The organism is Stutzerimonas sp. LR2 (genome assembly GCF_055755175.1).
Map to the genome: position 1 here is coordinate 492763 of NZ_JBVTRR010000003.1, position 24361 is coordinate 517123.

Here is a 24361-nt window from a genome sequence, read left to right on the forward strand (position 1 = left end):
GCACCGCCACCAGCCGGGCATGATAAGACGGTCGACGAATTGAAGGCGGGGAACGTAAGAAGATGAAGCCGAAGCTTCTTGTGATTCCACCAGAGCTGGAGAGAGTGGTGTGGAAGTCTCAAAGATTTGTTAAATGACTTTTTTCTAAATTTTTTTCTAGAAATATGAAGATGGGTGCTTAGCCAGCCGTCACTATGTAAACCCTACTCTGGCAAATATTCAAATATCAAAGCCGGTCTTTTGACTCGATTGCCAAGGAAGAACTAAAGGTAGAATTCTCTCCCTTATACATGAAAATTTTCTGTGTTTTTTTTCCACAATCTCTTAACTGTGGACAGAGAAATCTTAAGCTGTTCCGCAACTACACTTTGGCTAAGCCCTTCAGACTTCAACTGTGCAACCTCTGCCGCTTTGTTGCAGCTGGGCCTTCCTAACTTTTTCCCTTCACTTTTGGCTCGCTCAAGGCCAGCTTGTGTACGCTCTACCAGCAAATCTCTCTCAAACTCTGCAACAGAGGCGATCACAGCCATCGTCATTTTGCCTGCTGGGGAAGTGAGGTCTACGCCACCCAATGCGAGGCAATGCACACGCACACCCTTGGTTGCTAGAGATTCAACCGTAGATCGAACGTCCATTGCATTGCGACCTAGCCGGTCAAGCTTGGTCACCACTAGTACGTCGCCTTCCTCGATCCGCTCCAATAGCTTTTGGAAACCTTGGCGATCTTTCGCTGGAACTGAACCACTTACGGTTTCTTCAATCACTCGCTGCGATTGGATAGCGAAGCCAGCCGCTTTGATTTCCTGAATTTGATTGGCTGTGGTTTGGCCGGTTGTACTGACGCGGCAGTATGCGAAGGTACGGGACATTGGGGCATCTCCTTATGTTGTGCTGGATGGTATCTAAATGGTGGTGTCATAATAGATTGGGTGTCAAATCTCTTCAAGCTATATTTAGACACCATTATAGGGCTGGGTTTGGAAGGTGTCACAATCGGTGGTATTAGGACCTCGGGTGACGCAGCGTGACAGCACCAGCTGCGGGCAATATCATCGCCAGTCTATAAGTCTGTTAGGAATGTCCTGCCATGGAGAAAAAGGTTGTAGGCTCTTGGATAATTCATCACACCAATAAGCTTCAAGGAGTGATGTCGCAGCAAGGGTATGAAAAGACATACGCTGCGGGGAAAGCAGGAATTCTTCTTTCCGCTATTTCTAGCGATTATGCGGAAGGCAAAGTATCGAAGGAAAAACTTGAGACTCTTGCCAGCGCTTCTGGCATAAACAAGATTTTTGAGCTGCCGGCAATTCTTGAAACGCTTAAGCAGCGCCATTTGATCGACCAATCGTCGTCAGGCGAAACGGTTGTACTCGGCGTGACCTCCGCGACGGTTCTAAAGCATACCAGCGACATATTCACGTCCCTTGATCCAACTGCAATAGAGTCAGCGGCTATCGAATTGGCGGAACTGGCATCGAAAGCACCGATTGAGGCAAGCGAAGCTAAGGAATTTCTGGAAGATACCGCTTGTATTACCAGCAATGATACAGCTCAGCTTTTTCATGACGCGCAACACATTGGATTCGCTGATTTCGAAAGCCTTGATAGCCAGACTCAGCTTATCTTCAATGGCAATCTTTTTCGGCGTGACGAATCAAAGAAAATAAAAACCGTATTGGACTCTCTGTCGCCTCAAGAGCAGCTTGCGCTAACTGAGTTCACAGAAGCTCTTAAACGGCGAGCATGTATCGAAGTAACTGAGTCGACACGGATGCTCGGTAAGCCTCTGTTTGATAAGGTTATGGCCATCGGATTGCTCGATGTTAACGTTGTAAGCAATTCAACAGAGAACACGGGATTTGTCACATTACCGTCAGCTTTTAAAAAATTTGGCAGTTCGTCGATGATTGACGATGCCTTTGACTTGGCTAAGGCTTTTCTGAGTTCCATTACTTACGGCATGACCAAGAGTACCCATGCTAGAGGGAGGATTCAGATGGTTAGCAGGTTGCTGTCGGCGCTGATTCGAGGTGAAAAGGTCGGACCTGTGGCCGCAATCGGCCAGGATTATAGGATTCTGGAGTTTAAGGGCGTGGTGTCCGTCAGTATCGGAGAAAAGAGTGGCCGACGCGGACCTATGCTGAAATTGGAAAAGAGAGAAATTGGGCAGCTAGCTCTGCAAGCCTTACAAAATGGTGATGTTAGTGAACATTCACTAGCATCCTTACCAAGCGCAGCCATAAGCTCATACACCGGCCCTGAGGAAAATAGAACTTTACAGCGGCGCAAGCAGCGAAAGGATAGCCCTAAGACCACGAACGATATGCTTTCGGCATTAAGGACAGGGACTATATGATGGCTAAGCAAACTTTATTACCGAAAGGATATGCCACTGAAGAGCTGCTTCGCTCTTATTTTATTAAAGCAGGGTATTACGTTGTACGAGGCGTTCCTTTTAGATATGAAGGATTTGACGTAACCGATATCGACCTTTGGCTATACAGTCGAGCCTCCTCGGTTTCGCGAGAAGTAACAATTGTTGATATTAAGAACAAAAAAACACCTCAAGCAATTGAGCGAATCTTTTGGATTCAGGGTTTAAAGCTCGCGACCAATGCTCATAGCGCCATCGTAGCCACTACAGATCGGCGTAGTGAAGTCAAAGATTTCGGGAAAGACCTCGGCGTGACTGTTCTTGATGGTTCGTTTCTATCAAGGCTCCGCCCAAAAGACGGCCCGAACCCTGCTCGACTAAGTGATGAAGAGTTTCTCGATCTATTAGATACTTACACTTTGGGGAAACTGGACGGTGATTGGAAAAATCGCATAAAACATTGTAAGAGCCTTTTGACTAAAGGTCTTTCATTCGACAATTGCAATGAGTGGCTTGGACAGGCACAGTTTTTCGCTGAGTGTGCAGTCTCTAATCCTCCGCAGCGAGAGAAGGCACTGCGCTGTCTATATTTGATATGCTCGTTCATTGCGGTCGGAGTTGATCATCTGCTCAAGGATTTGTCTTTTGTAGAGCAGGCGGAGCGCACAGCTTTGCTGAGTGATGGGTTCACTTTTGGCACACGCGGCAAGTCCGGATTAGGCAAGATGATAGAGGTTGCGCTGGGGCTAGTGTCAGAGCATGCGGTAGATGGACACGATGTATCCAGACGAGTAAGGAGCAGCATTGATGCGCAACTTAAGTCGCTTAATGTTGACGTACTGGCCCATTTCTTCGCTAAAGCTGACGTTGGGAGGACATTATTCCAAACTGCCCGAGAGTTCGAAGTATTAGCCATGCAGAGATCGATGCCTGATCACAATGCTAGTTCGGCTGAACTGAAAAGCATGCTTTACTGCCTGATGGACCACTGGAATATAGATAGGGCTGCCCTAAATGCAAAGCAGCACTCTCTCTTTTCGCAGTAGAGGCTAGAGGCCGAATCAAATTCAAACACCTCAAGAGAATTGTTAGCCATTGTTATCTAAATTGTTATTTTTATAACAAAAGCGCCCTACCCACGTACAACTATAGGGTAGGGCCGCTTTTTTTCGGCCTTAACAACGATTGGCGCTTAGCCCGAGCCACTTTCAGATGTATTTATGTTCTGCTTGTGTTGAATGGCTTTGGCACTTGGGCCGAGGTGTTTATTTTGCATAGATAAGAAGCGTGCTCAATCCATTTATCCATATCATTTTTCAAATCGTGAATAGCGACTTTCCCGGTCCGGCTTTTGCTAAGATGATATGATCTAAGATACTCTGCATGTTTTTCGCTTAGAAAATACGCTAACCCTTTTAACCTTGCACGTTTTCCATCCAATATTATAGCAATATGATAGTGATGAAATGGAAGGGATGGGTTGGCTTCTTCGCTCCACTCCTCGTCTGCTGGCGTCAGCATCTTCACCTCGTATTTACAAGCGTAGAGAGGCGTGTGACGTGTGGTGAAGCCCACAGCCTCTGCAAACCAATATTTCAAGGCATGGAGAAAGCTTTCTATCTCAACTCCAGGCTTTAGCGCTACACGAAGCATGTAGCCTTGGGGTTGGTAGAACGCGGCTAGAGAATGATTAGATACTGCAATAAGCCTATCCAGCCAAGCTTTGTTAAGACCGCCTGTCTTGGGAATATTGTTGTTAACAGGAAAGGACTGGTAGGTAGGTGTATTGATGATAATTGGTCTAGGCATAATTTCTCCTTTAATTAGTTCATAGGGTTGTTCCTCTTGGAATGTTCACTAGTTTATTCCTATAGAGATATATAAATACCAGAAACACAAAACCCTCAGGCAACAGCTCTCCATCGCCCAAAGTACGCGGCGTTGAGGAGAATTCCGTTATATAGGGTTTGGGCTGGAAAGCCCGGATTTACCGGATTTGCATTTTCCGAGATTGGTACATAGGAAAATGCGGCAAACATTATACAGGTTTTTTAGGCTAATATCAATGCACGCAAAGGCAGGTCGACGCCATTCAAGCGAGCCCCCTACAAGCCCCTAAAACAAGCTTTATGAGGCTTACCTATACATACGTAGCGGGTGCTTAGTTAAAAACGCTTACAGGGGCCTTCTAGAAGCTTCTAGAGGGCTTGCCTAAGATGATTTTACACTCTCCTTTCCATAGTCGTTCGCATAACGGTGTTGAAAACTCGGAAAGCTAACGTTCTGCTTCGATACGACCCATCCAAGTCGGTCGATCTCTACTTTGGAGGCTGAAAGCTCTTTAACGGCTTCACCCCCAAGCTCGCTGTGACAAACGGGATCATGCCGCCAGGTTACCCTTACCTAAAGGACTCAGATCAAATGAATATGGTCGTATTTTATTGATTGCTTCATGTCTATGGACAGTGGCCGTTCCAGCAGAATATACGCCGTAACTCATAGATGTTTTCTTATGCCCAACAATATCCGCTGTAATGTTCTCTAGTACCTGCAACTTTTCTAGCGAGCCAATAACAGTGTGCCGGAAGCTGTGAAACGTCTTTGTTGCAGGCATCTTCAATGAGCGCTTGAGAAGAGAGAATCGTGACACGAGCACTCCCGACCGCTTGCCAATTCTTCTGTTGGTTTCGTACTCAAGAATATATCCATCGTCACTCGCATTATCTTTAAGCGAGACGATCAACTGCTCAAGGCTCTTATGCACTGGAACAATACGTACACCGGATTCAGTTTTTGCATTTTCGTCGGGGATCGCAATAACGTATCCACCTTCATCAAAAGAAATATCTTGTTTTTTTATCCTACAAATTTCCTCTGCTCGCATTCCCGTATAAGCAGCAATAGCTATGAACGATGCTAATAGCTTGTCCGATTTAACAGCAGCATCGTATAACGCTTCAACCTCTACCCTCAGGAAAGCCTGACGGGGCTTCCGATGAGACTCCTTCTTCTTCTGCCTTGCCAACCGAACTCCATCAAAAGGGTTATCGACTCCACTCGGAAAATGCTTCAGCTCACGAACAAACTCAATATATGCTTTCCCAGCGTGCAGCTTCCTTCTTTTTACCACCGGCAATACATCCAGACCATTAATCCAGTGGATTACGGTTTCTTTTGCAAAACCGTAAGAGTTAGATTCCATAAACTCACGAAATTGCCTTAAATCTGAGCAATCACGTTCAGCAGTAGTAATCTCAACTTCTTTAAGACGATAATCCAGGTATTTCTTAATAAGTGCTTCATTAAAGGTATCAACCTTAGGAGGTGAGCCGAAAAACTTGGCGTGATGAGCCTCCTCATGAAACAGCTTTTTTAGTTCTTGGGGAACTTGACCTGGGAAAGCGTGCTCAATATATTTATTCAATATTTCACTCTGGCCCAATATCATATCGTGCAAGGGATCACCCCCATCAAGATCACCCGTCAGAACATATCGCTCACGATACTTACTCATTGCGTCGTAAGCTTCAATTTTCCATGCGTTGTTCTCTAGGCGCCCTCGGGCGTCAGCAATCATCGTTCGCCACTGCGACTTAATGTAGTCAGCCCTTGTTTTCGCTTCGGCTAGTTTCGATGTTTTCAGAGACTTCGTGAGCACACGCTTTCCAAGCAGCAGCCTCACATCCTTAGGAACGTCCATACGAACGTGATAGGTTGTCCCACGAAGAACCAGTAGCTTGTCGTGTGCCATAATTGCCCCAAATGACGTGAGCGATTTCTACGCAGCGATTCTACGCAAATTCAGTCAAAAGCCCTAGAGGCTAGAGAATTCAAGGCATCATGGCCACAGAACACGATTTCCGCTACACCCTGCTCAACCCCGCCCACACCCTCACCGAATGCCGTGCACTGGCGCCGGGCCGCTACCAGGTCACCGGCAATGGCGGCTCGATTCGCAGCGGCGACGTACTGATCGTCACCCTCAAGGGCAGCCGCGATCTTTCGCAGCGCCTCACCGTCGAGAAAGTGCGCCATCTGATCAACCCGCCCGGACAGTGGATGGCCGTGGCCAGCGGGCCGGTGTTTCACGAACTGGAGATCCTCAACTGGCAGGTTGCCTGTGACAGCTGTGGCAAGCGGCTGGACTTCGAGTTCGCCGTCGACGCCAGGCTCGGCGAGGCCGCACGCAAGCCGGCAGCCCAGGCACGCATCGCCGAGCTGGGCTGGTCCGGCCAGGATGGCCAGCACCGTTGCCCCAGTTGCCGGAAGGAGGAACAGCTATGACATTGCGCGTCTTGCCCCTGGTTGCAGCGCTCGGCCTGATCGGTTGCGCAACAGAACCGCTGGAACTGCAACGCGACGTAACCTATATCGCCGAGTGGATTGGCGACGAACCGGTGATCGGCCGCACACCGGTCTCGCTGACCTTGAGCGAAGGGCGTGCCTACGGCAATGCCGGCTGCAATCACTGGTTCGGCAGCTACGAGCTCGATGGCCAGCGGCTGCGCTTCAGCAATCTGGGTAGCACACGAAAGATGTGCGCCGAGGAGATCATGGAACAGGAGCACCAGTTCCTCGACCTGCTCAACCGAGTCGAGCGCTGGGACGTCTCCAACATCGACCAGCTACGCCTCTGGCCAGGCGAAGGTGCCGCGCTGCGCCTCTGGCCGGAACTCGAATAAGCCGCGCCAAATGTGCGCAGACGAAGGCGTCTGCGCACCGCTTTCAGGCACCGAAAGCCACTCCGCGACGCCATGCGTCGGCGCTTTTCCCCGCTGAATCCCGGAAACAGCCTCCCATACGACCGTCAGCTGGCCTCTGACGCCTCTTCTGCACGATGGCGCCCTCCGGTCTGCGAAACTGGCACAGCCCATGCAATTACCCAGGTATCCAGTTTCGGGGACCTTGGTACAGGCAGGCCGAGAATCCCCTCTTTTATGCCTGCGAGGCCGCTCGAAAGAGCGGCCTCGTGCTTTTCGCCCAAGCGGCGCACGAACGAGGCGCTGTCTCAGAACAGGCGCAGCTGTTCGAAACCGCCACGCAGGTCGATCAACCGCACGCCGACGCCAATCAGGCGCACGGGCCGGGCGCGGCGTGAGAAGGCGGTCGCCAGCAGGTCGGCATAGTCGTCCAGCTCCAGGCCGGCGCCAGCCTGTTCCAGGGTGGTCTGGGTGAAGTCATGAAACTTGAGTTTGACGAATGGCTTGCCCGGGCGATAACCGCTGTCCAACCGGGCCATGCGGGTCGACAGCTGCTGCAGCAGTTCCGGAAGCCGCTCGAGGCAGGCCGCCAAATCAGGCAGATCGCGATCGTAGGTCTGTTCGACGCTCACCGACTGGCGCCGGCTTTCCACCTGCACGGGACGCTCGTCGATTCCCCAGGCCAGCCCCCAAAGCCGCTCGCCAAAGGCACCGAACTCCCGAACGAGCGACAACCTCCCCCACTCGCGCAGATCACTGCAGGTGCGAATGCCCAGGCGGCCCAGTTTTTCCGCGGTGACCCGGCCAACCCCGTGCAAACGCTTGACCTCAAGCGCTTTCACGAACTCCTCGACCTGCGCGGGCGTGACGACGAACAGGCCGTCCGGCTTGTTCCACTCGCTGGCGATTTTGGCGAGAAACTTGTTTGGCGCGACGCCGGCCGACACCGTGATACGCAGCTGCTGCCAGACCCGTCGGCGGATGTCCTCGGCGATACGCGTCGCACTGCCGGCGAAGTGCTCACAGGCGGAGACATCCAGGTAGGCCTCGTCGAGCGATAGCGGCTCTATCTGCTCGGTGTAAGTACGGAAAATTTCATGGATTTCCCGCGACGCTTCGCGGTAGGCCTCCATACGCGGGCGCAGGATCAGCAGGTCGGGGCACAGCTTCAGGGCATGCCCTGACGCCATGGCCGAGCGCACCCCGTAGGCGCGCGCCTCGTAGTTGCAGGTGGCGATGACACCGCGCCGATCCGCCGCGCCGCCGACGGCAATCGGGCGGCGCGCCAGGCTGGGATCGTCGCGCATCTCGATCGCGGCATAGAAGCAGTCGCAATCGATATGGATGATCTTGCGAAGGGCGGTCTGGCTCACGAAACGGGGCACCGGCAAGGAGTGAACGAATCTTCAGCGCAACGGGTCGGTTATTGAGATGGTAAGTCCTTTACCGCCCCGATAACCGGAGGTTCAGATGAAAATCTTGTACGCGAGCGTGATCGTCCTTGGCGGCCTGTTTTCGGCAGCCGCAATGGCCGATCAGGATCAGATGAATACCCAACCGCAAGGCACCAATGTTCAGCAGGAAAAGCACGGCGACAGCCATGTGCGCGACAACGAGGACGGCGCCAAGCAGCGAATGAAGGAAGAAGTGCAGGACGACTGGCGCGAGGATGCGGAAAAGCGCCGCGAGAGCGACGCGATGAAGCCCGAGCAGCGCGGCTAAGCGTCAGGCTTCACAGCTCCAGCGGGTACGGCTGTACGAGCGCCTTGCCATAGCCGTCGACGAATTCCAGCGGCATGCGCTTGGGTTTCCCGCTGGAGAGTTCGATGCAGACGAAAGTGGTCTGCGCGCGCAGCAGCGTCGCACCATCTGCAGGCCTGATCAGCTGGAAGTTTCGCTTCATCTTCAGACGCTGATCGGACTCCGAGATCCAGGTGCCGAGTTGCAGTGCATCACCTTCGTAGGCCGCTGCCAGGTAGTCGATCTCGTGCCGCAGAACGGCCATGGCGCGGTCCAGGCGGTGATAGTCCTCGATACCCAGGCCGAGGCTCTGGGAGTGCTGCCAGGCACAGCGTTCGAGCCACGTCACATAGACCGCGTTGTTGGCGTGTCCCAGTTCGTCGATATGTTCCGATGCCACGTGCAGGTCGATGATGAACGCCTGCGGCTGATCCCAGCTCATTCGTCAGATGCCTCGATGGCCGATTGCGATGGCCTATGAAAGCGCAGCGTGGCCGGCGAGTCACGCGCCTTGCGGCTCGCTATGACGGAGCATTCAGCAACCCGTCATTGACCCGGCACTTTCCAGCGCACAAAACAAAAAGGGCCATCTCATGAAAGATGACCCCTTGATGCCCAAAACGGGCAATAAAAATGGCGTCCCCTAGGGGACTCGAACCCCTGTTACCGCCGTGAAAGGGCGGTGTCCTAGGCCACTAGACGAAGGGGACGAAACCTTCGACGATCCCGAAATCTTGGAATCGCTGGCAATTTGGTGGAGCTAGACGGGATCGAACCGTCGACCTCTTGCATGCCATGCAAGCGCTCTCCCAGCTGAGCTATAGCCCCGGATTTAGCGTCTCTCGACGTGCGATGCGAACATCGCGAATAGTGGCGTCCCCTAGGGGACTCGAACCCCTGTTACCGCCGTGAAAGGGCGGTGTCCTAGGCCACTAGACGAAGGGGACGCAAACCCTTCAAGCGCAACCTGCATCTACAACTACAGGCTGGTGGCAATTCTGCTCTTCGAGATTGGTGGAGCTAGACGGGATCGAACCGTCGACCTCTTGCATGCCATGCAAGCGCTCTCCCAGCTGAGCTATAGCCCCATCTCGAGGACGGGGCGCATATTAGGGGCGCCCCTGGGCAGTGTCAACAACAAATTTCCGCGCGACTAAAGTTTTTTGGCAGCAGGAACAATTACTTACCGCCGACCAACGGTCCTGCCCCGCAACGCGGCGGCGCCGAACGTCGACGCCGCCTTGGCTGCGTTGGCTCAGCCGAGGCTGGCCAGCAACTTCTCCCACTCCTTGGCTTCCTTCTTCGAAGCGCCGCCAAGCAGTTCCAGCGCGTTGCGCAGACGGAAGCGCGTCAGGTCGGGACCGAGGATTTCCATCGCATCGAGCACCGAGACGGAACTGGCCTGTCCGGTGATCGCGGCGAACATCAGCGGCATCACATCACGCAGCTTGAAGCCGAGGTGTTCGGCCACCTGAGTGATGCAGGCGGTGATGCGCTCCTTCTCCCACTGGCGCAGTGCCTCGAGCTTCCACAGGATCAGTTGCATGACCTGACGGACCTGCGTGGCATCGAGCTTCTTGTGGGCGAACAACGCCGGATCGAGTTGCAACGCGCCGGAGAAGAAGAAACCGGCCAGCGGCGCGATCTGACTGAAGGTCTCCACGCGCTGCTGCACATGCGGAGCGATCTTGATCATGTACTCGGGATTGAACGCCCACTTCCGTACCTCGGCGGCGAACTGCTCGACTGGCAACTCGCGCAGCCACTGGCCATTGAGCCAGGACAGCTTCTCCAGATCAAAAATTGGCCCACCGAGCGACACGCGCCGGATGTCGAAATGCTCGATCATTTCCTCGAGGGTGAACTTCTCGCGCTCATCCGGCATCGACCAGCCCATACGGCCTAGATAGTTGAGCATCGCCTGCGGCAGGAAGCCCATGCGTTCGTAGAAGGTCACCGAGGTCGGGTTCTTGCGCTTGGACAGCTTGCTCTTGTCCGGATTGCGCAGCAGCGGCATGTAGCACAGCTGCGGCTGCTCCCAGCCGAAGTATTCGTAGAGCTTGATCAGTTTGGGTGCCGACGGCAGCCACTCCTCGCCACGCAGCACATGGGTGATGCCCATCAGGTGGTCGTCGACCACGTTGGCGAGAAAGTAGGTCGGCAGGCCGTCGGCCTTCATCAGCACCTGCATGTCCATGCGATCCCAGCCGATCTCGACGGTGCCGCGCAGCATGTCCTGCACCTGGCACACGCCTTCGCTCGGTACCTTCATGCGGATCACGTGGGACTCACCGGCGGCGATGCGGCGCTCGGCCTCGGCTGGGTCGAGGTGCATGCAATGGCCGTCGTAGCGCGGTGTCTCCTTGTTGACCATCTGCTCGGCGCGGACCTGGTCCAGGCGCTCGGCGCTACAGAAGCAGGGAAAGGCGTGCCCCTTGGCGACCAGCTCGTCCGAATACTTCTTGTAGATCTCGCCGCGCTCGCTCTGCCGGTATGGGCCATGCGGGCCACCGACGTCCGGACCCTCGTCCCACTCGATACCCAGCCAGCGCAACGCATCGTAGATCTGCTGTTCGGACTCACGGGTCGAGCGCAGCTGATCGGTATCCTCGATGCGCAGGATGAACTGGCCGCCGTGCTGACGGGCGAAGCACAGGTTGAACAGCGCGATATAGGCGGTGCCGACGTGAGGATCACCGGTCGGGGAAGGCGCGATGCGGGTGCGAACCGTGGTCATGGAAGCTCTCGGACGAAAATGGAGAAACGAAAATCGAAGGGGCGAATGTTAGCAGGCACGCCGCGTCAGGCTCCAGCCGAACGCCTGCGCAGCGCTCGCCATAGCACGCCTCATACAGGCCGCTCGCAGGAGCGGGCCTGGGGACTCGGGAGGAAGCCTCACACCTGCAGCAACAATTCGCGCAGCTTGTGAATCTCGTCGCGCGCCTCGGCCGCCGCCTCGAACTCCAGGTCGCGCGCCAGCAGCAACATCTTTTCCTCCAGCTGGCGGATGCGCTTGGTGATCTCGCTCGGCGAGCGCAGCTCGCTCTCGTAGCGCGCGTTCTCCTCTGCCGCCTTCGCCTCGCCTCGACGCTTCTTGCTGCGTGAGCCGGGCACCGTGGCACCCTCGAGGATGTCCTGCACATCCTTCTTGACGCCTTTGGGCACGATGCCGTGAGCTTCGTTGAAGGCGATTTGCTTGGCTCGACGACGCTCGGTCTCGTCGATGGCCCGCTGCATGGAGCCGGTGATGTTGTCCGCGTAGAGAATCGCCCGTCCGTTGAGGTTGCGCGCAGCGCGGCCGATGGTCTGGATCAGCGAGCGCTCGGAGCGCAGGAAGCCCTCCTTGTCCGCATCGAGAATTGCCACCAGCGAGACCTCGGGCATGTCCAGCCCCTCGCGCAGCAGGTTGATGCCCACCAGCACGTCGAAGGTGCCCAGGCGCAGATCGCGAATGATTTCCACCCGTTCGACGGTGTCGATGTCCGAGTGCAGGTAGCGCACCTTCACATCGTGATCGCCAAGGTAGTCGGTGAGGTCTTCAGACATGCGCTTGGTCAGCGTGGTGACCAATACCCGCTCCTCCTTGGCCACACACTTGCGGATCTCCGAAAGCAGGTCGTCCACCTGCGTGAGCGCCGGGCGCACTTCGATCTGCGGATCGACCAGGCCGGTCGGGCGCACGACCTGCTCCACCACGCGGCCAGCATGTTCGGCCTCGTATGGCCCGGGCGTCGCGGAGACGAAGATGGTCTGCGGGCAGATCGCCTCCCATTCGTCGAAGCGCATCGGCCGGTTGTCCAGCGCCGACGGCAGACGGAAGCCGTACTCCACCAGGGTTTCCTTGCGCGAGCGGTCGCCCTTGTACATCGCGCCGACCTGCGGCACCGAAACGTGAGACTCGTCGATCACCAGCAGCGCATCGGCCGGCAGGTAGTCGAACAGCGTCGGTGGCGGCTCGCCGGCATCGCGCCCGGACAGGTAGCGCGAGTAGTTCTCGATGCCATTGCAGTAGCCCAGCTCCATGATCATTTCCAGATCGAAACGCGTGCGCTGCTCGAGCCGCTGCGCCTCCACCAGCTTGTTCTGACTGCGCAGGTAATCGAGCCGCTCGCGCAGCTCGTCCTTGATCTTCTCGATGGCGTCGAGCAGCGTCTCCCGAGGGGTCACGTAGTGACTCTTGGGGTAGAAGGTGAAGCGCGGGAGCTTGCGGATCACCTCGCCGGTCAGCGGATCGAAGGCTGACAGGCTTTCCACCTCGTCGTCGAACAGTTCGATGCGTACCGCCTCGAGGTCCGATTCCGCGGGGAAGATGTCGATCACGTCGCCGCGCACACGAAAGGTGGCACGGGCGAAATCCATGTCGTTGCGGGTGTATTGCAGGCCGGTCAGCCGCCGCAGCAGCTCGCGTTGATCGAGACGGTCACCCCGATCGACGTGCAGCACCATCTTCAGGTACGACTGCGGATCGCCCAGGCCATAGATGCACGAGACCGTGGTGACGATGATCGCATCCGGCCGCTCCAGCAGCGCCTTGGTCGCCGAAAGGCGCATCTGCTCGATGTGGTCGTTGATCGAGGCATCCTTCTCGATGAAGGTGTCCGATGACGGTACGTAAGCCTCCGGCTGGTAGTAGTCGTAATAGGAAACGAAGTACTCCACCGCATTGTTCGGGAAGAATGCCTTGAACTCACCGTACAGCTGCGCGGCGAGCGTCTTGTTCGGCGCCAGCACCAGCGTCGGTCGCTGCACGTGAGCGATCACATTGGCGATGCTGAAGGTCTTGCCCGAGCCGGTCACACCAAGCAGCGTCTGGTGCGACAACCCCGCCTCGATTCCCTCGATCATCTGCCGGATGGCCTCCGGCTGGTCGCCGGCCGGTTTGAAACGCGTGACCAGTTCGAACTTGGACATTTCGCCTCTCTAGTAAACGTGCATGGCCTTGATGTCGGAGCTGTGAAAGGTCAGTTCAGCACCTTTGTCTGCCCCATCGGCCTTTGCCAAAACTGGGTTGCCAGTCGATGCCGCCGGAGCAATCAAACCGCCCATCCGCCGGCGGGCAAAACGCACCAAAAGGCCGCAGAAAACCTCGGTAGCATATCGCAGGCGCCAGGCATGACCGCTATACTACCGCCCCGTTTGCGCATCACCCTGCGCGCCGACGCGAGGGTGGTGAAATCTGTCACTCCTTCTCTTTCGAGCCCCCTCACCATGAGTTTGTTCTCTGCTGTCGAAATGGCGCCGCGCGATCCTATCCTCGGCCTCAATGAAGCCTTCCACGCCGACACGCGGCCGAACAAGGTCAACCTCGGTGTCGGTGTCTACTACAACGAAGAAGGTCGCATTCCGCTGCTGCGCGCCGTGGCCGAGGCCGAGCAGGCACGCATCGCTGCCCATGCGCCGCGCGGCTACCTGCCGATCGAAGGGATCGCCGCCTACGACAACGCGGTGCAGAAGCTGCTGTTCGGCAATGACGCGGCCCTGATCGCCGAAGGTCGCGTGGTCACGACACAGGCACTGGGTGGCACCGGAGCTCTAAAGGTCGGCGCCGACTTCCTCAAGCGTCTGCTGCCCGATGCCGTTGTCGCGATCAGCAACCCGAGCTGGGAAAACCACCGCGCGCTGTTCGAATCGGCCGGCTTCCCGGTACAGAACTACCGCTACTACGATGCCACCAGCCACGGCATCGACCGCGCCGGCCTGCTGCAGGACCTCAATGAGCTGCCAGCGCGCTCCATCGTCGTGCTGCATGCCTGCTGCCATAACCCGACCGGCGTTGACCTGAACCTGAACGACTGGAAGCAGATCCTCGAGGTGCTGCGCGCCCGGGACCACGTGCCGTTCATCGACATCGCCTACCAGGGCTTCGGGGACAGCATTGAGGAAGATGCCGCCGCCGTGCGCCTATTCGCCGAGTCGGGCATGACCTTCTTCGTTTCCAGCTCGTTCTCAAAATCCTTCTCGCTGTACGGCGAGCGGGTCGGCGCCCTGTCGATGGTCACCCAGAGCCGAGACGAGTCGGCGCGCGTGCTGTCGCAGGTCAAGCGGGTGATCCGCACCAACTACTCCAACCCGCCGACCCACGGTGCCACCGTGGTCGCCTCCGTGCTCAACAGCCCGGAACTGCGCGCCATGTGGGAAGCCGAGCTGGGCGAGATGCGCAGCCGAATCCGCGAGATGCGCCTGGGTATGGTCGAGCAACTGGCAGCCAAGGGCGCGAAAGTCGACTTCAGCTTCGTCGCGGCGCAACGCGGCATGTTCTCCTATTCGGGCCTCACTGCCGAACAGGTCGAGCGCCTGCGGGTCGAGTTCGGTGTCTATGCCATCAGCACCGGCCGCATCTGCGCCGCAGCGCTGAACCGCAACAACCTGGGCACCGTCACCGACGCCATCGTCCAGGTGCTCTGAGCCTACGCTCCGGGGCCACGGCGCACCTCGCGTCCGGCCCCGGCGCACTGCTGGAGGGGTTGACTTCTCCTTTCCAAACAGTAGGATACGCACCGTTGTTCCGCGATAGCTCAGTCGGTAGAGCAAATGACTGTTAATCATTGGGTCCCTGGTTCGAGTCCAGGTCGCGGAGCCAAATTCAAGAACCCAGCCAGCGCGCTGGGTTTTTTATTGCCTGCTGGACTCTCACCAGGGACTACGTCCCAGGTTATTCGCTTCGCTCACCCCTGCGGGGCCGCGCTGAAGCGCGTTCTGCTGACGCAGTCGAATCCAAGTCGCGGAGCCAAATTCAAGAACCCAGCCAGCGCGCTGGGTTTTTTATTGCCTGCCGGACTCTCACCAGGGACTGCGTCCCAGGTTATTCGCCTCGCTCACCCCTGCGGGGCCGCGCTGAAGCGCGTTCTGCTGACGCAGTCGAGTCCAGGTCGCGGAGCCAAATTCAAGAACCCAGCCAGCGCGCTGGGTTTTTTTATTGCCTGCTGGGCTCTCACCAGGGACTACGCCTCCTCTCATACAGAAGTGGAGGGCAGCGCTTGCAGCCGACTCACTCGGGCACCGGAGTACCCATCCGCTGACGCCACCAGCCTTGCGCGAGCATCCAACAGCACCAGCCGGAAATCACGCCAAGCACGTTCGCGACCATATCCCAGCGCGAGGCGGTGCGATGCGGCAGCATGCCCTGCGCCATCTCGATGCCCAAGGCCGCCGCCAGCGTGAGGCCGACACCCCAGAAGATCGGTAGCCGCGGGAACGCCAGACGCAGCGTGAAGACCAGTGCTGCGAACCCCATCATGTGATGCAGCTTGTCCTGCTGGCTGAACAGCTGGGGCACGGGCTCGGGTTTGAGACCGGCAAACAGAACGACCGCCAACACGATCAGAAAAGGCAACACTCGCAAATAGGGCATACGGCGGAATTTCTCACTCGGAAGACTGATTGATGGTGGGCGATGCCCTTGCCGCGATCTCTGACCGGCAAATGGCAACAAAGGTCAATGGAGCGGCTCGCTGTCCTTTTACCGGATATCTCTGGCCCCAAAAAAAAGCCCGCATCCATGGATGCGGGCATTCACTGGCGCGCTGTTGCGGCGCCTGAAACTCAAGCCTCGGTCTTGCCTACCGCGGACTTGATCAGGGTCTGCAATTCGCCCTTCTCGAACATCTCGAGGATGATGTCGCTGCCGCCGACCAGCTCACCGTTGACCCACAGCTGGGGGAAGGTCGGCCAGTTGGCATAGATGGGCAGGTTGGCGCGAATTTCGGGGTTCTGCAGGATGTCGACGTAAGCGAACTTCTCGCCACAGCCCATTACCGCCTGGGTCGCGCGGGCGGAGAAGCCACACTGCGGCGCATTGGGCGAGCCCTTCATGTACAGCAGCACCGGGTTGTTGGCGATCTGCTCTTTGATGGTTTCGATGATATCCATGGACTACCTCGGCTAGACACGGTTGCCGGGCATTGTACCGGAAAACCTCTCGGAAAGCCGAGTGCGAGACTCGGCTATGTTGCCGCGCAAAGGCCGTCATTACTGAGATTCAGCCCTGCCAGGCCCCTGGACCGAGGATTTGCGCCTGTGCTTGCTTTCTGGATAAGATCGCGCCTTTCCCGTTTCGTCGCTCCCCGTGCGACTCCCCAGTCGTCGGTCCCCTTTTCTGTCGAAAATCCTCGGATCGCGCGCTGCGGCAATAAAGGTAGTTGATATGAGCGCAAGGCATTTTCTCTCACTGATGGACTGCACGCCCCAGGAGCTGAACAGCCTGGTCCGCCGCGGCATCGAGTTGAAGGATCTGCGCAAGCGCGGCGTCCTGTTCGAGCCCTTGAAGAATCGCGTGCTGGGCATGATCTTCGAGAAGGCCTCGACCCGCACCCGACTGTCCTTCGAAGCCGGCATGATCCAGCTCGGCGGCCAGGCGATCTTCCTTTCCCCGCGCGACACCCAGCTTGGCCGCGGCGAGCCGATCAGCGACTCGGCCATCGTCATGTCGCGCATGCTCGACGCGGTGATGATCCGTACTTTCGCCCATTCGACCCTGACCGACTTCGCCGCCAACTCCAGCGTACCGGTGATCAACGGCCTGTCCGATGACCTGCACCCCTGCCAGCTGATGGCCGACATGCAGACCTACCACGAACACCGCGGCAGCATTGCCGGCAAGACGGTGGCCTGGATCGGCGACGGTAACAACATGTGCAACACCTATATAGAAGCGGCCATCCAGTTCGACTTCCGGCTGAAGGTCGCCTGCCCCGAAGGCTACGAACCCGACGCCGAGCTGCTGGCACGCGCCGGCGAGCGTGTGCAGGTGCTGCGCGACCCACGCGAGGCAGCGGCGGGCGCCAACCTGATCAGCACCGACGTCTGGGCATCCATGGGCCAGGAAGATGAAGTGGCCGCGCGCCTGGCCACCTTCCGCCCCTATCAGGTGAACCGCGCGCTGCTCGACTGCGCCGCCGCGGACGTGCTGTTCATGCACTGCCTGCCGGCCCACCGTGGCGAGGAAATCAGTCACGATCTGCTCGATGACCCCCGCTCGGTCGCCTGGGATCAGGCCGAGAACCGCCTGCACGTGCAGAAGGCACTGCTGGAGTTTCTTGTCGAGCCGGCCTATCACCACGCATGAAACCTGAACTGCCGCTGCTACAACTGCGCGACCTGGCCTGCGGCTATGGTGAGCAGAGCATCGTTCAGCATCTCAACCTGCACCTGAATCGCGGCGACATCGGCTGCCTGTTGGGCCCGTCCGGCTGCGGCAAGACCACCACGCTGCGCGCCATCGCCGGCTTTGAGCCCGTGCACCAGGGCGAGATCCAGCTAGCCGACACCGTCATTTCCCGTGCCGGCTTCACCCTGGCGCCGGAGAAGCGCCGCATCGGCATGGTGTTTCAGGATTACGCCCTGTTTCCGCACCTTACCGTGGCGGAGAACATCGCTTTCGGTATCCGCAAACAGCCCGATTGCGCGCGCATCGTCAACGAAATGCTCGAGCTGGTGCACCTGAGCGCGCTCGGCAAGCGCTATCCCCACGAGCTCTCCGGCGGTCAACAGCAGCGTGTGGCGCTGGCCCGGGCACTGGCGCCGGAACCGGCCTTGCTGCTGCTCGACGAGCCCTTCTCCAACCTCGACGTAGAGCTTCGTCGGCGCCTCAGCCACGAGGTGCGCGAGATCCTCAAGGCGCGCAAGACCAGCGCCATTCTGGTCACCCATGACCAGGAAGAAGCGTTCGCCGTCAGCGATCAGGTCGGCGTGTTCAAGGATGGTCGACTGGAGCAGTGGGACACGCCGTTCAACCTCTACCACGAACCGCTGACGCCCTTCGTCGCAAGCTTCATCGGCCAGGGTTATTTCATTCGCGGGCAACTGCTCGACCCGGAAACCGTGCAGACCGAGCTCGGTCCTATTCGCGGCAACCGTGCCTACAACTGGCCAAGCGGAAGCTCGGTGGACGTACTGCTGCGCCCGGATGACATCGTCTACCGCCCGGACAGCCCGTTGCGTGCACTGATCGTCGGCAAGACCTTCCTCGGCGCGTCCACGCTGTACCGACTGCAACTGCCCACCGGCAACCAGCTGGTGGCGATCTTCACCAGCCATGCCGACTACCCCACCGGACAGGAAGTCGGCATCGCCATCGCCGCCGACCATCTCGTCATCTTTCCGGCACAAGGCAGCGTTGCCGCCCACGAAACGCTGCAGCCGACAACGGCGGCGCGCTAACCCTTCTGCCGGCGCCGGCGAAAGAACTCGCTGAGCACCGTCCCGCACTCCTCGGCCAGCACGCCACCTTCGACCAGTACCCGGTGGTTGAGAAAGCCCTGATCGAAGAACTGACCACGACTGACAACCACGCCGGCCTTCGGCTCGGTGGCACCATAGACGACTCGCTGAACGCGCGAATGCACGATCAGCCCGGCGCACATGCTGCACGGCTCGAGCGTCACGTAGAGCGTACTACCGGGTAGCCGATAGTTCTGCAGCGCCTGCGCGGCAGCACGTATGGCGACCATCTCTGCATGAGCACTGGGGTCGTGGCGCGAAATCGGGCAATTGAAGCCGCGCCCGACGATCTGCCCCTCCTGCACCAGCACAGCCCCCACGGGCACTTCGCCCAATGCGGCACCCTGCGCTGCCAGCGCCATTGCTTCGCGCATGAACCGCTCGTCCTGGCTGCGATCGATGATCAGCGGTTTCCTCACGACTGCGCCCTACCCTGTTTCATACCACCTCGATTGCCGCCATCAGTCCGGTTTCCATATGGTCGATGACATGGCAGTGGAACATCCAGGTGCCCGGATTATCGGCGACCAGCGCGATGCGTGCCGTCTCGTTCTTGCCCAGCAGGTAGGTGTCGGTGAACCAGGGGTCGATCTTGCGTCGGTTGGACGAGATCACCTGGAAGGTCATGCCGTGCAGGTGGATCGGATGCTGATACTGACTGAGATTGCGCAGCTCGAAGATGTAATGGCCATTCTTTTTCAGCGTCGCGATCGGCCGTTCGGCGCAGCTCTTGTCGTTGATGTCCCACGCCTGGCCGTTGATCTGCCAGAACGTGTAGGCCGCCCCCTGCTCGACATCTGCCGACAGATGGCCAGCCCACTCAAAATTGAAGCGCAGCGTCTCCGCCCGCTGCAGGTCCGGCACCGCGACCGGGTTGGCCGGCAGCGCCGGCGGCCAGTCGCCAGCAGTTTCGTCATGGGCCACCGCGCGCAGCGTCGCCAGCCGCAACGGGCCGTTGCGCAAGGACAGCTCGGTGCCCGCCTGTGGCACCTTGAGCGCGAGGTCGATGCGCATGCCCGGGCCGAGCCAGTATTCCTTGCCCAGCGGACGCGGCGCGACCGGATGGCCGTCGAGGGCATAGACGCGCGCGTCGCCGCCCGGCAGGTTCAGTCGATAGGTCAGCGTATTGTCGAGATTGAGCACGCGCAGCCGTACGACCTGCCCGGCCGGCAGATCCAGCAACGGAGCATGTCTGCCATTGACCGTCGACAGCACCCCGGGTGTGCCTCCGCGGGCCGCCTCGCGGGGCACGCTGAACTCGGTGAAGGCGCCCTGCTTGTCGATGTGCCAGCTCTTCAGATTGAGCGTGCGCTCGTGACGGAAGCCGCTCGGCTCACGCTCCTCGACGATCAGCGGGCCGACCAGCCCGCGTCCAAGCTGCGCGGCGCTGGTGGTGTGCGGGTGATACCAGAAGCTGCCGGCGTCGTGCAGCTGGAAGCGATAGTCGAAGAATTCGCCGGGCAGCACCGGCAGCTGCGACACATAGGGCACGCCGTCCATTTCCAGTGGCAGACGGATGCCGTGCCAGTGAATGGTGGTGGGCTCCGGCAGCTGATTGATGAAGCGCACGCGCAACCAGTCGCCCTGGCGGCCGCGCAGCTCCAGGCCGGGCGCTTGTCCGCCATAGGCCCAGGCGGGCGTGACGTGACCGGGCACCAGCTCGACATCCAGCGGCGCGGCGATCAACTCGTAATCATGGGTGGTGACATCGACCGGGCGACCGAGCCAGTAGCGCACGCCACTGCCGGCCAGACCGACAACACCGAGGCCGGCCAGGCCAGCGAGCACTTGTCTACGGGTAAAACGCATGAGAAAACCTGCTCCTGCACGACAAAGATGGCTCATCAGGGCGTCGAAAATTGAGCGCCTCGTCTGCGCGAGGTCGCGAGCACGAAACGAAACGGCCACACGATGGCTTCGCCCGGTTCGATGGCGCGCAAGGTTAGCGGAATACACCCACAGCGGCCATAGCGCTGCCTTGGGCGTCACCCTGCCGTCTCGGCAGCCCCGCCTTGCATTCTTTCTTCAAGGAACATCGCTTGTAGCAAAGTCGCGAAGCGCGAACCCAGATTGTTCTGCGGTCGATGATCGGCGTACAGCAGATAGCTGGTGAAACTGAAATCGGCAGCGAACGGACGCACCTCGATGCCCGCATGCAGGTAGCCCTGCGCCACCAGGGGGCTGACGATACTCACCCCGAGCCCAGTACCGACCATGGCGCAGATGATCGCGGCATAGGGCGCCTCGAGGCTTAGCTTGCGACGATCCCCATGCTGCAGAAACAGCCGATCGATGCGGCGCCGAGTGCCGTCGTCGTGCGCCAGCGAGACGAACTCCTCCCCGGCGAGATCATCGATCCCGACGCGCTCCAACGCCGCTAGGCGATGCCCTTTGGGGAAGATGCACACCGCAGGCAAGTCGCCGATCAGACGTGCCCGCACCCCAGGGGTTTCCTCACCGATGAACGACACTAGGCCGAAATCGCAGAACTGCGAAGCGACCCAGCGCGCTACCGTCGTCGAGTCGCTGGTATGCAGCGAGATTGCGACCTGCTCATGACCTTCGCGAAAGCGCTGGATGGCCCGTGGCAGCACGGAAAGGGACAGCGACGGCACGGCGCCTATGCGTATCCGCCCGGTGCCGAGCTGGCGAATGTGCCGCGCCGAGTGCTCAAGGTTGCGCAGGCCGATGAACGCTCTGTCCACTTCGTTGAAGAATGCCGTGCCCTCATCGGTTGGGACCAGCCGGCTGCCTATTCGCTCGAACAGGGAAAAACCGTTGAGGCGCTCCAGTTGCGCGATCAACCGGCTGATATTGGGCTGTGACGTATGCAGCGCTTCGGCCGCAGCGGTCATGGAGCCGGACAGCATCACGGCCCGGAAGGCTTCCACCTGCTTGAAGTTCACGGCATCCCCATATCATTTATGCATGGACAGGTAGCGTATTAGCATTTGTCAGTATGAGCCATTCCCTTTAAAACTTCAGCCAAGGCCCGCGCCAATGTGATCGGAACGCACAGCGAGGCTCATATCAACGTTCCGCTACTCCTAACTGCCATGGTTCCGCTCGAGCTCAGGCTCACCCATTGCGATAACAAAAAACAGGAGACACCTATGCCATCGTTCCCCAAGCTTCAGCTAGCCCTTGTCGTCGCCACTTCGCTCGGATTCGCCGCCCACTCGGTGGCCGCTGAGGGCATGCCGCCCGTGCCGTCATCCATCAGCAAACAGGACAAGTTGCGCGCAGGCGTGCGCTGCGACCAACCACCTTATGGCTACCAGGACAACAACGGCAACTTCGCCGGAGTCGAGGTGGAAATGTCCCGGCAGATCGCCGAATGGGCGCTCGGCTCCAAGGACAAGGTAACCTTTACCTGCGTTACCGCGGAAAACCGCGTGCCTCAGCTGCTCGGCCACAAGGTCGACCTGTTGATCGCCACTCTGGGCGTTACCCCGGAGCGCCAGCGCGTGATCGCCTTCACCCAGCCCTATCGCTGGGGTGCTAGTGACGTATTGGTCCGCAAGGACAGCGGCATCGAAAAGATCGACGACCTCAAGGGCAAGACCCTGGCAACACTCAAGGGCTCGGTGCAGGCCAAGTGGTTCGAAGAGCGTATGCCAGAAGTAAAGACCCTGCGCCTGAACAGTGCCGCCGATGCGCTGCAGAGCTTCCGACAGGGCCGCGCCGACGCCTACACCCACGACGCCGCGACCCTGGTAGTGGTGACCGGCAATGACGATTCGCTGCGCTTGGTCCAGGAGCCGTTCCAGATCTCCGACGCCGCCATCGGCCTGCGCAAGGGCGAGGACGAATGGCAAACCTACCTTTCCACCGCCGTCGAGCGCATGCACGAGGAGCGGCTCTTCCGCCCGTGGATCGAGCAATACGTCCCGGAAGCCATCCGCGGCTACTACCTGAGCGTGTTCGAGCAGCCCAAGCCCGAAGAATCCCACTGATCGGCGGTTTCCCATGAGCTTCGATTTCGACTACCTGCTCACGCAGTGGCCTGCCCTGCTCGACGGGTTATGGATGACCCTTCAGGTTTCGGCACTGAGCATCGCCCTGTCGCTGCTGATCGGCGTGCTGGGTGCTGGCGTCAGGCTGTTCAAGCTGCCAGTGCTGTCACAACTGGTGGTGCTCTATGTCGAGCTGATCCGCAACACGCCGATTCTGGTACAGCTGTTCTTCATCTTCTACGGCCTGCCTGCCGTGGGCATGAAGCTGTCGCTGTACTGGTCGGGCGTGCTCTGCCTGTCACTCTGGGCGGGCGCCTACCAGATCGAGAATCTGCGCGGGGGCCTGGCCACAATCGACAAGGGACTGCGGGAGGCCGGGATGGCGCTCAACCTGCAGTCGCGGCAGTTTTTCCGCCTGATCGCGGTGCCCATCGCGTTTCGCATCAGCCTGCCGGCCATGCTCAACACGGCCATCTCGCTACTGAAGAACTCGGCATACCTGCAGACCATCGGACTGGCCGAGCTGACCTTCGTCGCGGTGGACCGTATCGCCACGGACTTCCGCGCCATCGAGATGTTCGCAGCCATCTGCGTGATTTACCTCGCTCTGGTGGCGGTCCTGGCGCTGCTCGCGGGACGCCTCGAAGCACGCCTGCAACGCCCCTTCCAACAATGAGGCCGCCATGGAATTCGTGATCGAGAACTGGGGGTTCATTTCCAAGGGCCTGCTCATGACCCTGAAGCTGGCACTGGTGATTCTGATGTTCACCACGCTGATTTCAGTCGTGCTCGGCACCTTGGCCACGGTGAAGAACCGCCCGCTAAGCTGGGCGATCCACGGTTACGTAGAGCTGTTCCGCTCGATACCGCTAATCGTCAACGTGTTCTTCATTTTCTTCGGCGCGCCGTTGTTGGGGATCAACCTTAGCCCCTTCGCCGCGGTGACCCTTGGCCTGACCTTGTGGGGCAGCGCCAACGGCATAGAAATCGTGCGTGGCGGTCTGCTCTCGGTGCCGCGGCACCAGTGGAAGAGCGCCTGGGCGCTCGGCCTGCGGCCCTGGCACATCTATGCGTACATCGTCGTGCCGCAGTCGCTCAAGGCGATCCTGCCGGCTTATACCGGCCTGCTGACCCTGCTGGTGCAGGCCACGTCACTGGGTGCGCTGGTCGGTGTCAGCGAGTTCCTCAAGGTCGGCCAGATCATCGTCGAGCGCAGCACCATGATGGGAGGCGTGAACCCCGCCTTCACGGTGTATAGCGTGGTCCTGCTCGTCTACTTCGTCATTTGCAGCGCGCTGACCTGGCTCAGCCGCTACCTCGAACGTCGCCTGGGCCGCAATGCGTCCCGACTCGGCCAACCTCAGCCCTGATGT

General features: G+C 58.6%; 23 protein-coding genes and 5 tRNA genes. 12 read left to right on the forward strand and 16 right to left on the reverse strand.

The genetic code is table 11. From position 1 onward, the window contains the following. Positions 1-284: 284 nt before the first annotated feature. Positions 285-869 (reverse strand): recombinase family protein, encoded by a 585-nt coding sequence (locus ACVRRC_RS13185; RefSeq protein ID WP_472997100.1) that lies wholly within the window; start codon positions 867-869, stop codon positions 285-287. Between the two features lie 218 nt (positions 870-1087). Between ACVRRC_RS13185 and ACVRRC_RS13190 the strand changes: the two genes are divergently transcribed. Both ACVRRC_RS13190 and ACVRRC_RS13195 read left to right on the forward strand, forming a co-directional pair. Continuing rightward, positions 1088-2356, forward strand: coding sequence for a hypothetical protein (locus ACVRRC_RS13190; RefSeq protein WP_472997101.1), 1269 nt, complete (start codon positions 1088-1090; stop codon positions 2354-2356). Continuing rightward, positions 2356-3420 (forward strand): hypothetical protein, encoded by a 1065-nt coding sequence (locus ACVRRC_RS13195; RefSeq protein WP_472997102.1) that lies wholly within the window; start codon positions 2356-2358, stop codon positions 3418-3420. Before ACVRRC_RS13190 ends, ACVRRC_RS13195 begins: the two co-directional genes overlap by 1 nt. Before the next feature lie 172 nt (positions 3421-3592). Here the strand turns inward: ACVRRC_RS13195 and ACVRRC_RS13200 are convergent, their stop codons facing one another. After that, entirely contained in the window at positions 3593-4183 is a 591-nt protein-coding gene (locus ACVRRC_RS13200; protein ID WP_472997103.1) for a hypothetical protein, read from the reverse strand. 571 nt (positions 4184-4754) lie between these two features. Continuing rightward, positions 4755-6125 (reverse strand): DUF6538 domain-containing protein, encoded by a 1371-nt coding sequence (locus ACVRRC_RS13205; RefSeq protein WP_472997104.1) that lies wholly within the window; start codon positions 6123-6125, stop codon positions 4755-4757. Between the two features lie 89 nt (positions 6126-6214). Here ACVRRC_RS13205 and ACVRRC_RS13210 point away from each other — a divergent pair, with 89 nt between their 5' ends. Both ACVRRC_RS13210 and ACVRRC_RS13215 read left to right on the forward strand, forming a co-directional pair. Continuing rightward, entirely contained in the window at positions 6215-6658 is a 444-nt protein-coding gene (locus ACVRRC_RS13210) for a hypothetical protein (protein ID WP_472997105.1), read from the forward strand. Further along, positions 6655-7056, forward strand: a complete 402-nt coding sequence (locus ACVRRC_RS13215) for an META domain-containing protein (protein WP_013983601.1) — start codon at positions 6655-6657, stop codon at positions 7054-7056. The genes ACVRRC_RS13210 and ACVRRC_RS13215 overlap by 4 nt, the downstream gene beginning before the upstream one ends. 326 nt (positions 7057-7382) lie before the next feature. On the opposite strand, the gene dinB is transcribed toward ACVRRC_RS13215, so the two are convergent. Beyond that, positions 7383-8447, reverse strand: a complete 1065-nt coding sequence (dinB, locus tag ACVRRC_RS13220; protein ID WP_026012421.1) for a DNA polymerase IV — start codon at positions 8445-8447, stop codon at positions 7383-7385. Positions 8448-8544: 97 nt separating this feature from the next. Between dinB and ACVRRC_RS13225 the strand changes: the two genes are divergently transcribed. Continuing rightward, entirely contained in the window at positions 8545-8796 is a 252-nt protein-coding gene (locus ACVRRC_RS13225) for a hypothetical protein (protein ID WP_013983603.1), read from the forward strand. Positions 8797-8806: 10 nt separating this feature from the next. Here the strand turns inward: ACVRRC_RS13225 and ACVRRC_RS13230 are convergent, their stop codons facing one another. From ACVRRC_RS13230 to uvrB, 7 genes are all read right to left on the reverse strand, one after another. After that, entirely contained in the window at positions 8807-9256 is a 450-nt protein-coding gene (locus ACVRRC_RS13230) for an acyl-CoA thioesterase (protein WP_106442160.1), read from the reverse strand. A gap of 192 nt (positions 9257-9448) precedes the next feature. Beyond that, positions 9449-9524 (reverse strand) — tRNA-Glu (locus ACVRRC_RS13235). A gap of 42 nt (positions 9525-9566) precedes the next feature. Continuing rightward, positions 9567-9642: transfer RNA gene (locus ACVRRC_RS13240), tRNA-Ala, on the reverse strand. A 43-nt stretch (positions 9643-9685) separates the two neighbouring features. Then, positions 9686-9761 (reverse strand) — tRNA-Glu (locus ACVRRC_RS13245). A 65-nt stretch (positions 9762-9826) separates the two neighbouring features. After that, positions 9827-9902: transfer RNA gene (locus ACVRRC_RS13250), tRNA-Ala, on the reverse strand. A gap of 167 nt (positions 9903-10069) precedes the next feature. Next, on the reverse strand, positions 10070-11551 hold the full coding sequence (gene gltX / locus ACVRRC_RS13255; RefSeq protein WP_472997106.1) for a glutamate--tRNA ligase: 1482 nt from the start codon (positions 11549-11551) through the stop codon (positions 10070-10072). A 158-nt stretch (positions 11552-11709) separates the two neighbouring features. Next, positions 11710-13725 (reverse strand): excinuclease ABC subunit UvrB, encoded by a 2016-nt coding sequence (gene uvrB, locus ACVRRC_RS13260; protein ID WP_472997107.1) that lies wholly within the window; start codon positions 13723-13725, stop codon positions 11710-11712. Positions 13726-14022: 297 nt separating this feature from the next. On the opposite strand from uvrB, the gene ACVRRC_RS13265 reads away from it, so the two are divergent. Beyond that, on the forward strand, positions 14023-15219 hold the full coding sequence (locus tag ACVRRC_RS13265; RefSeq protein WP_079327373.1) for an amino acid aminotransferase: 1197 nt from the start codon (positions 14023-14025) through the stop codon (positions 15217-15219). A gap of 99 nt (positions 15220-15318) precedes the next feature. Continuing rightward, positions 15319-15394 (forward strand) — tRNA-Asn (locus ACVRRC_RS13270). Between the two features lie 408 nt (positions 15395-15802). Here ACVRRC_RS13270 and ACVRRC_RS13275 read toward each other — a convergent pair. After that, positions 15803-16165, reverse strand: coding sequence for a VanZ family protein (locus ACVRRC_RS13275; RefSeq protein WP_020306992.1), 363 nt, complete (start codon positions 16163-16165; stop codon positions 15803-15805). A 191-nt stretch (positions 16166-16356) separates the two neighbouring features. Continuing rightward, positions 16357-16683 (reverse strand): Grx4 family monothiol glutaredoxin, encoded by a 327-nt coding sequence (gene grxD / locus ACVRRC_RS13280; protein WP_011914097.1) that lies wholly within the window; start codon positions 16681-16683, stop codon positions 16357-16359. A gap of 274 nt (positions 16684-16957) precedes the next feature. Between grxD and argF the strand changes: the two genes are divergently transcribed. Both argF and ACVRRC_RS13290 read left to right on the forward strand, forming a co-directional pair. Beyond that, entirely contained in the window at positions 16958-17878 is a 921-nt protein-coding gene (argF, locus tag ACVRRC_RS13285; RefSeq protein ID WP_013983610.1) for an ornithine carbamoyltransferase, read from the forward strand. Further along, positions 17875-18972 carry an ABC transporter ATP-binding protein gene (locus ACVRRC_RS13290; protein WP_048329672.1) on the forward strand — a complete coding sequence of 366 codons (1098 nt, stop codon included), beginning with the start codon at positions 17875-17877 and terminating at the stop codon, positions 18970-18972. Before argF ends, ACVRRC_RS13290 begins: the two co-directional genes overlap by 4 nt. On the opposite strand, the gene tadA is transcribed toward ACVRRC_RS13290, so the two are convergent. The 3 genes from tadA to ACVRRC_RS13305 form a co-directional block, all read right to left on the reverse strand. After that, positions 18969-19451 (reverse strand): tRNA adenosine(34) deaminase TadA, encoded by a 483-nt coding sequence (gene tadA, locus ACVRRC_RS13295; RefSeq protein ID WP_048329673.1) that lies wholly within the window; start codon positions 19449-19451, stop codon positions 18969-18971. The two genes, ACVRRC_RS13290 and tadA, sit on opposite strands and share 4 nt — an antisense overlap. Before the next feature lie 19 nt (positions 19452-19470). Next, the gene (locus tag ACVRRC_RS13300) at positions 19471-20841 is read right to left on the reverse strand and encodes a multicopper oxidase family protein (RefSeq protein WP_084904020.1); all 1371 of its coding nucleotides are present in this window, start codon (positions 20839-20841) and stop codon (positions 19471-19473) included. A 176-nt stretch (positions 20842-21017) separates the two neighbouring features. Beyond that, positions 21018-21938 carry a LysR substrate-binding domain-containing protein gene (locus ACVRRC_RS13305; RefSeq protein ID WP_013983614.1) on the reverse strand — a complete coding sequence of 307 codons (921 nt, stop codon included), beginning with the start codon at positions 21936-21938 and terminating at the stop codon, positions 21018-21020. 207 nt (positions 21939-22145) lie between these two features. Between ACVRRC_RS13305 and ACVRRC_RS13310 the strand changes: the two genes are divergently transcribed. The 3 genes from ACVRRC_RS13310 to ACVRRC_RS13320 are packed head-to-tail and all read left to right on the forward strand — an operon-like array spanning position 22146 to position 24358. After that, a complete protein-coding gene (locus tag ACVRRC_RS13310; protein ID WP_048329675.1) occupies positions 22146-22988 on the forward strand; it encodes a transporter substrate-binding domain-containing protein in 843 nt (280 codons plus the stop codon). Positions 22989-23001: 13 nt separating this feature from the next. Then, positions 23002-23664, forward strand: a complete 663-nt coding sequence (locus ACVRRC_RS13315) for an amino acid ABC transporter permease (protein ID WP_048329676.1) — start codon at positions 23002-23004, stop codon at positions 23662-23664. A gap of 7 nt (positions 23665-23671) precedes the next feature. Further along, the gene (locus tag ACVRRC_RS13320; protein WP_013983617.1) at positions 23672-24358 is read left to right on the forward strand and encodes an amino acid ABC transporter permease; all 687 of its coding nucleotides are present in this window, start codon (positions 23672-23674) and stop codon (positions 24356-24358) included. Positions 24359-24361 lie beyond the last annotated feature (3 nt).

Coding starts and splice junctions, on each gene's coding strand:
- ACVRRC_RS13185 (WP_472997100.1), bottom strand. CDS start 869: ATGTCCCGTACCTTCGCATACTGCCGCGTCAGTACAACCGGCCAAACC.
- ACVRRC_RS13190 (WP_472997101.1), top strand. CDS start 1,088: ATGGAGAAAAAGGTTGTAGGCTCTTGGATAATTCATCACACCAATAAG.
- ACVRRC_RS13195 (WP_472997102.1), top strand. CDS start 2,356: ATGGCTAAGCAAACTTTATTACCGAAAGGATATGCCACTGAAGAGCTG.
- ACVRRC_RS13200 (WP_472997103.1), bottom strand. CDS start 4,183: ATGCCTAGACCAATTATCATCAATACACCTACCTACCAGTCCTTTCCT.
- ACVRRC_RS13205 (WP_472997104.1), bottom strand. CDS start 6,125: ATGGCACACGACAAGCTACTGGTTCTTCGTGGGACAACCTATCACGTT.
- ACVRRC_RS13210 (WP_472997105.1), top strand. CDS start 6,215: ATGGCCACAGAACACGATTTCCGCTACACCCTGCTCAACCCCGCCCAC.
- ACVRRC_RS13215 (WP_013983601.1), top strand. CDS start 6,655: ATGACATTGCGCGTCTTGCCCCTGGTTGCAGCGCTCGGCCTGATCGGT.
- ACVRRC_RS13225 (WP_013983603.1), top strand. CDS start 8,545: ATGAAAATCTTGTACGCGAGCGTGATCGTCCTTGGCGGCCTGTTTTCG.
- ACVRRC_RS13230 (WP_106442160.1), bottom strand. CDS start 9,256: ATGAGCTGGGATCAGCCGCAGGCGTTCATCATCGACCTGCACGTGGCA.
- gltX (WP_472997106.1), bottom strand. CDS start 11,551: ATGACCACGGTTCGCACCCGCATCGCGCCTTCCCCGACCGGTGATCCT.
- uvrB (WP_472997107.1), bottom strand. CDS start 13,725: ATGTCCAAGTTCGAACTGGTCACGCGTTTCAAACCGGCCGGCGACCAG.
- ACVRRC_RS13265 (WP_079327373.1), top strand. CDS start 14,023: ATGAGTTTGTTCTCTGCTGTCGAAATGGCGCCGCGCGATCCTATCCTC.
- ACVRRC_RS13275 (WP_020306992.1), bottom strand. CDS start 16,165: ATGCCCTATTTGCGAGTGTTGCCTTTTCTGATCGTGTTGGCGGTCGTT.
- grxD (WP_011914097.1), bottom strand. CDS start 16,683: ATGGATATCATCGAAACCATCAAAGAGCAGATCGCCAACAACCCGGTG.
- argF (WP_013983610.1), top strand. CDS start 16,958: ATGAGCGCAAGGCATTTTCTCTCACTGATGGACTGCACGCCCCAGGAG.
- ACVRRC_RS13290 (WP_048329672.1), top strand. CDS start 17,875: ATGAAACCTGAACTGCCGCTGCTACAACTGCGCGACCTGGCCTGCGGC.
- ACVRRC_RS13300 (WP_084904020.1), bottom strand. CDS start 20,841: ATGCGTTTTACCCGTAGACAAGTGCTCGCTGGCCTGGCCGGCCTCGGT.
- ACVRRC_RS13310 (WP_048329675.1), top strand. CDS start 22,146: ATGCCATCGTTCCCCAAGCTTCAGCTAGCCCTTGTCGTCGCCACTTCG.
- ACVRRC_RS13315 (WP_048329676.1), top strand. CDS start 23,002: ATGAGCTTCGATTTCGACTACCTGCTCACGCAGTGGCCTGCCCTGCTC.
- ACVRRC_RS13320 (WP_013983617.1), top strand. CDS start 23,672: ATGGAATTCGTGATCGAGAACTGGGGGTTCATTTCCAAGGGCCTGCTC.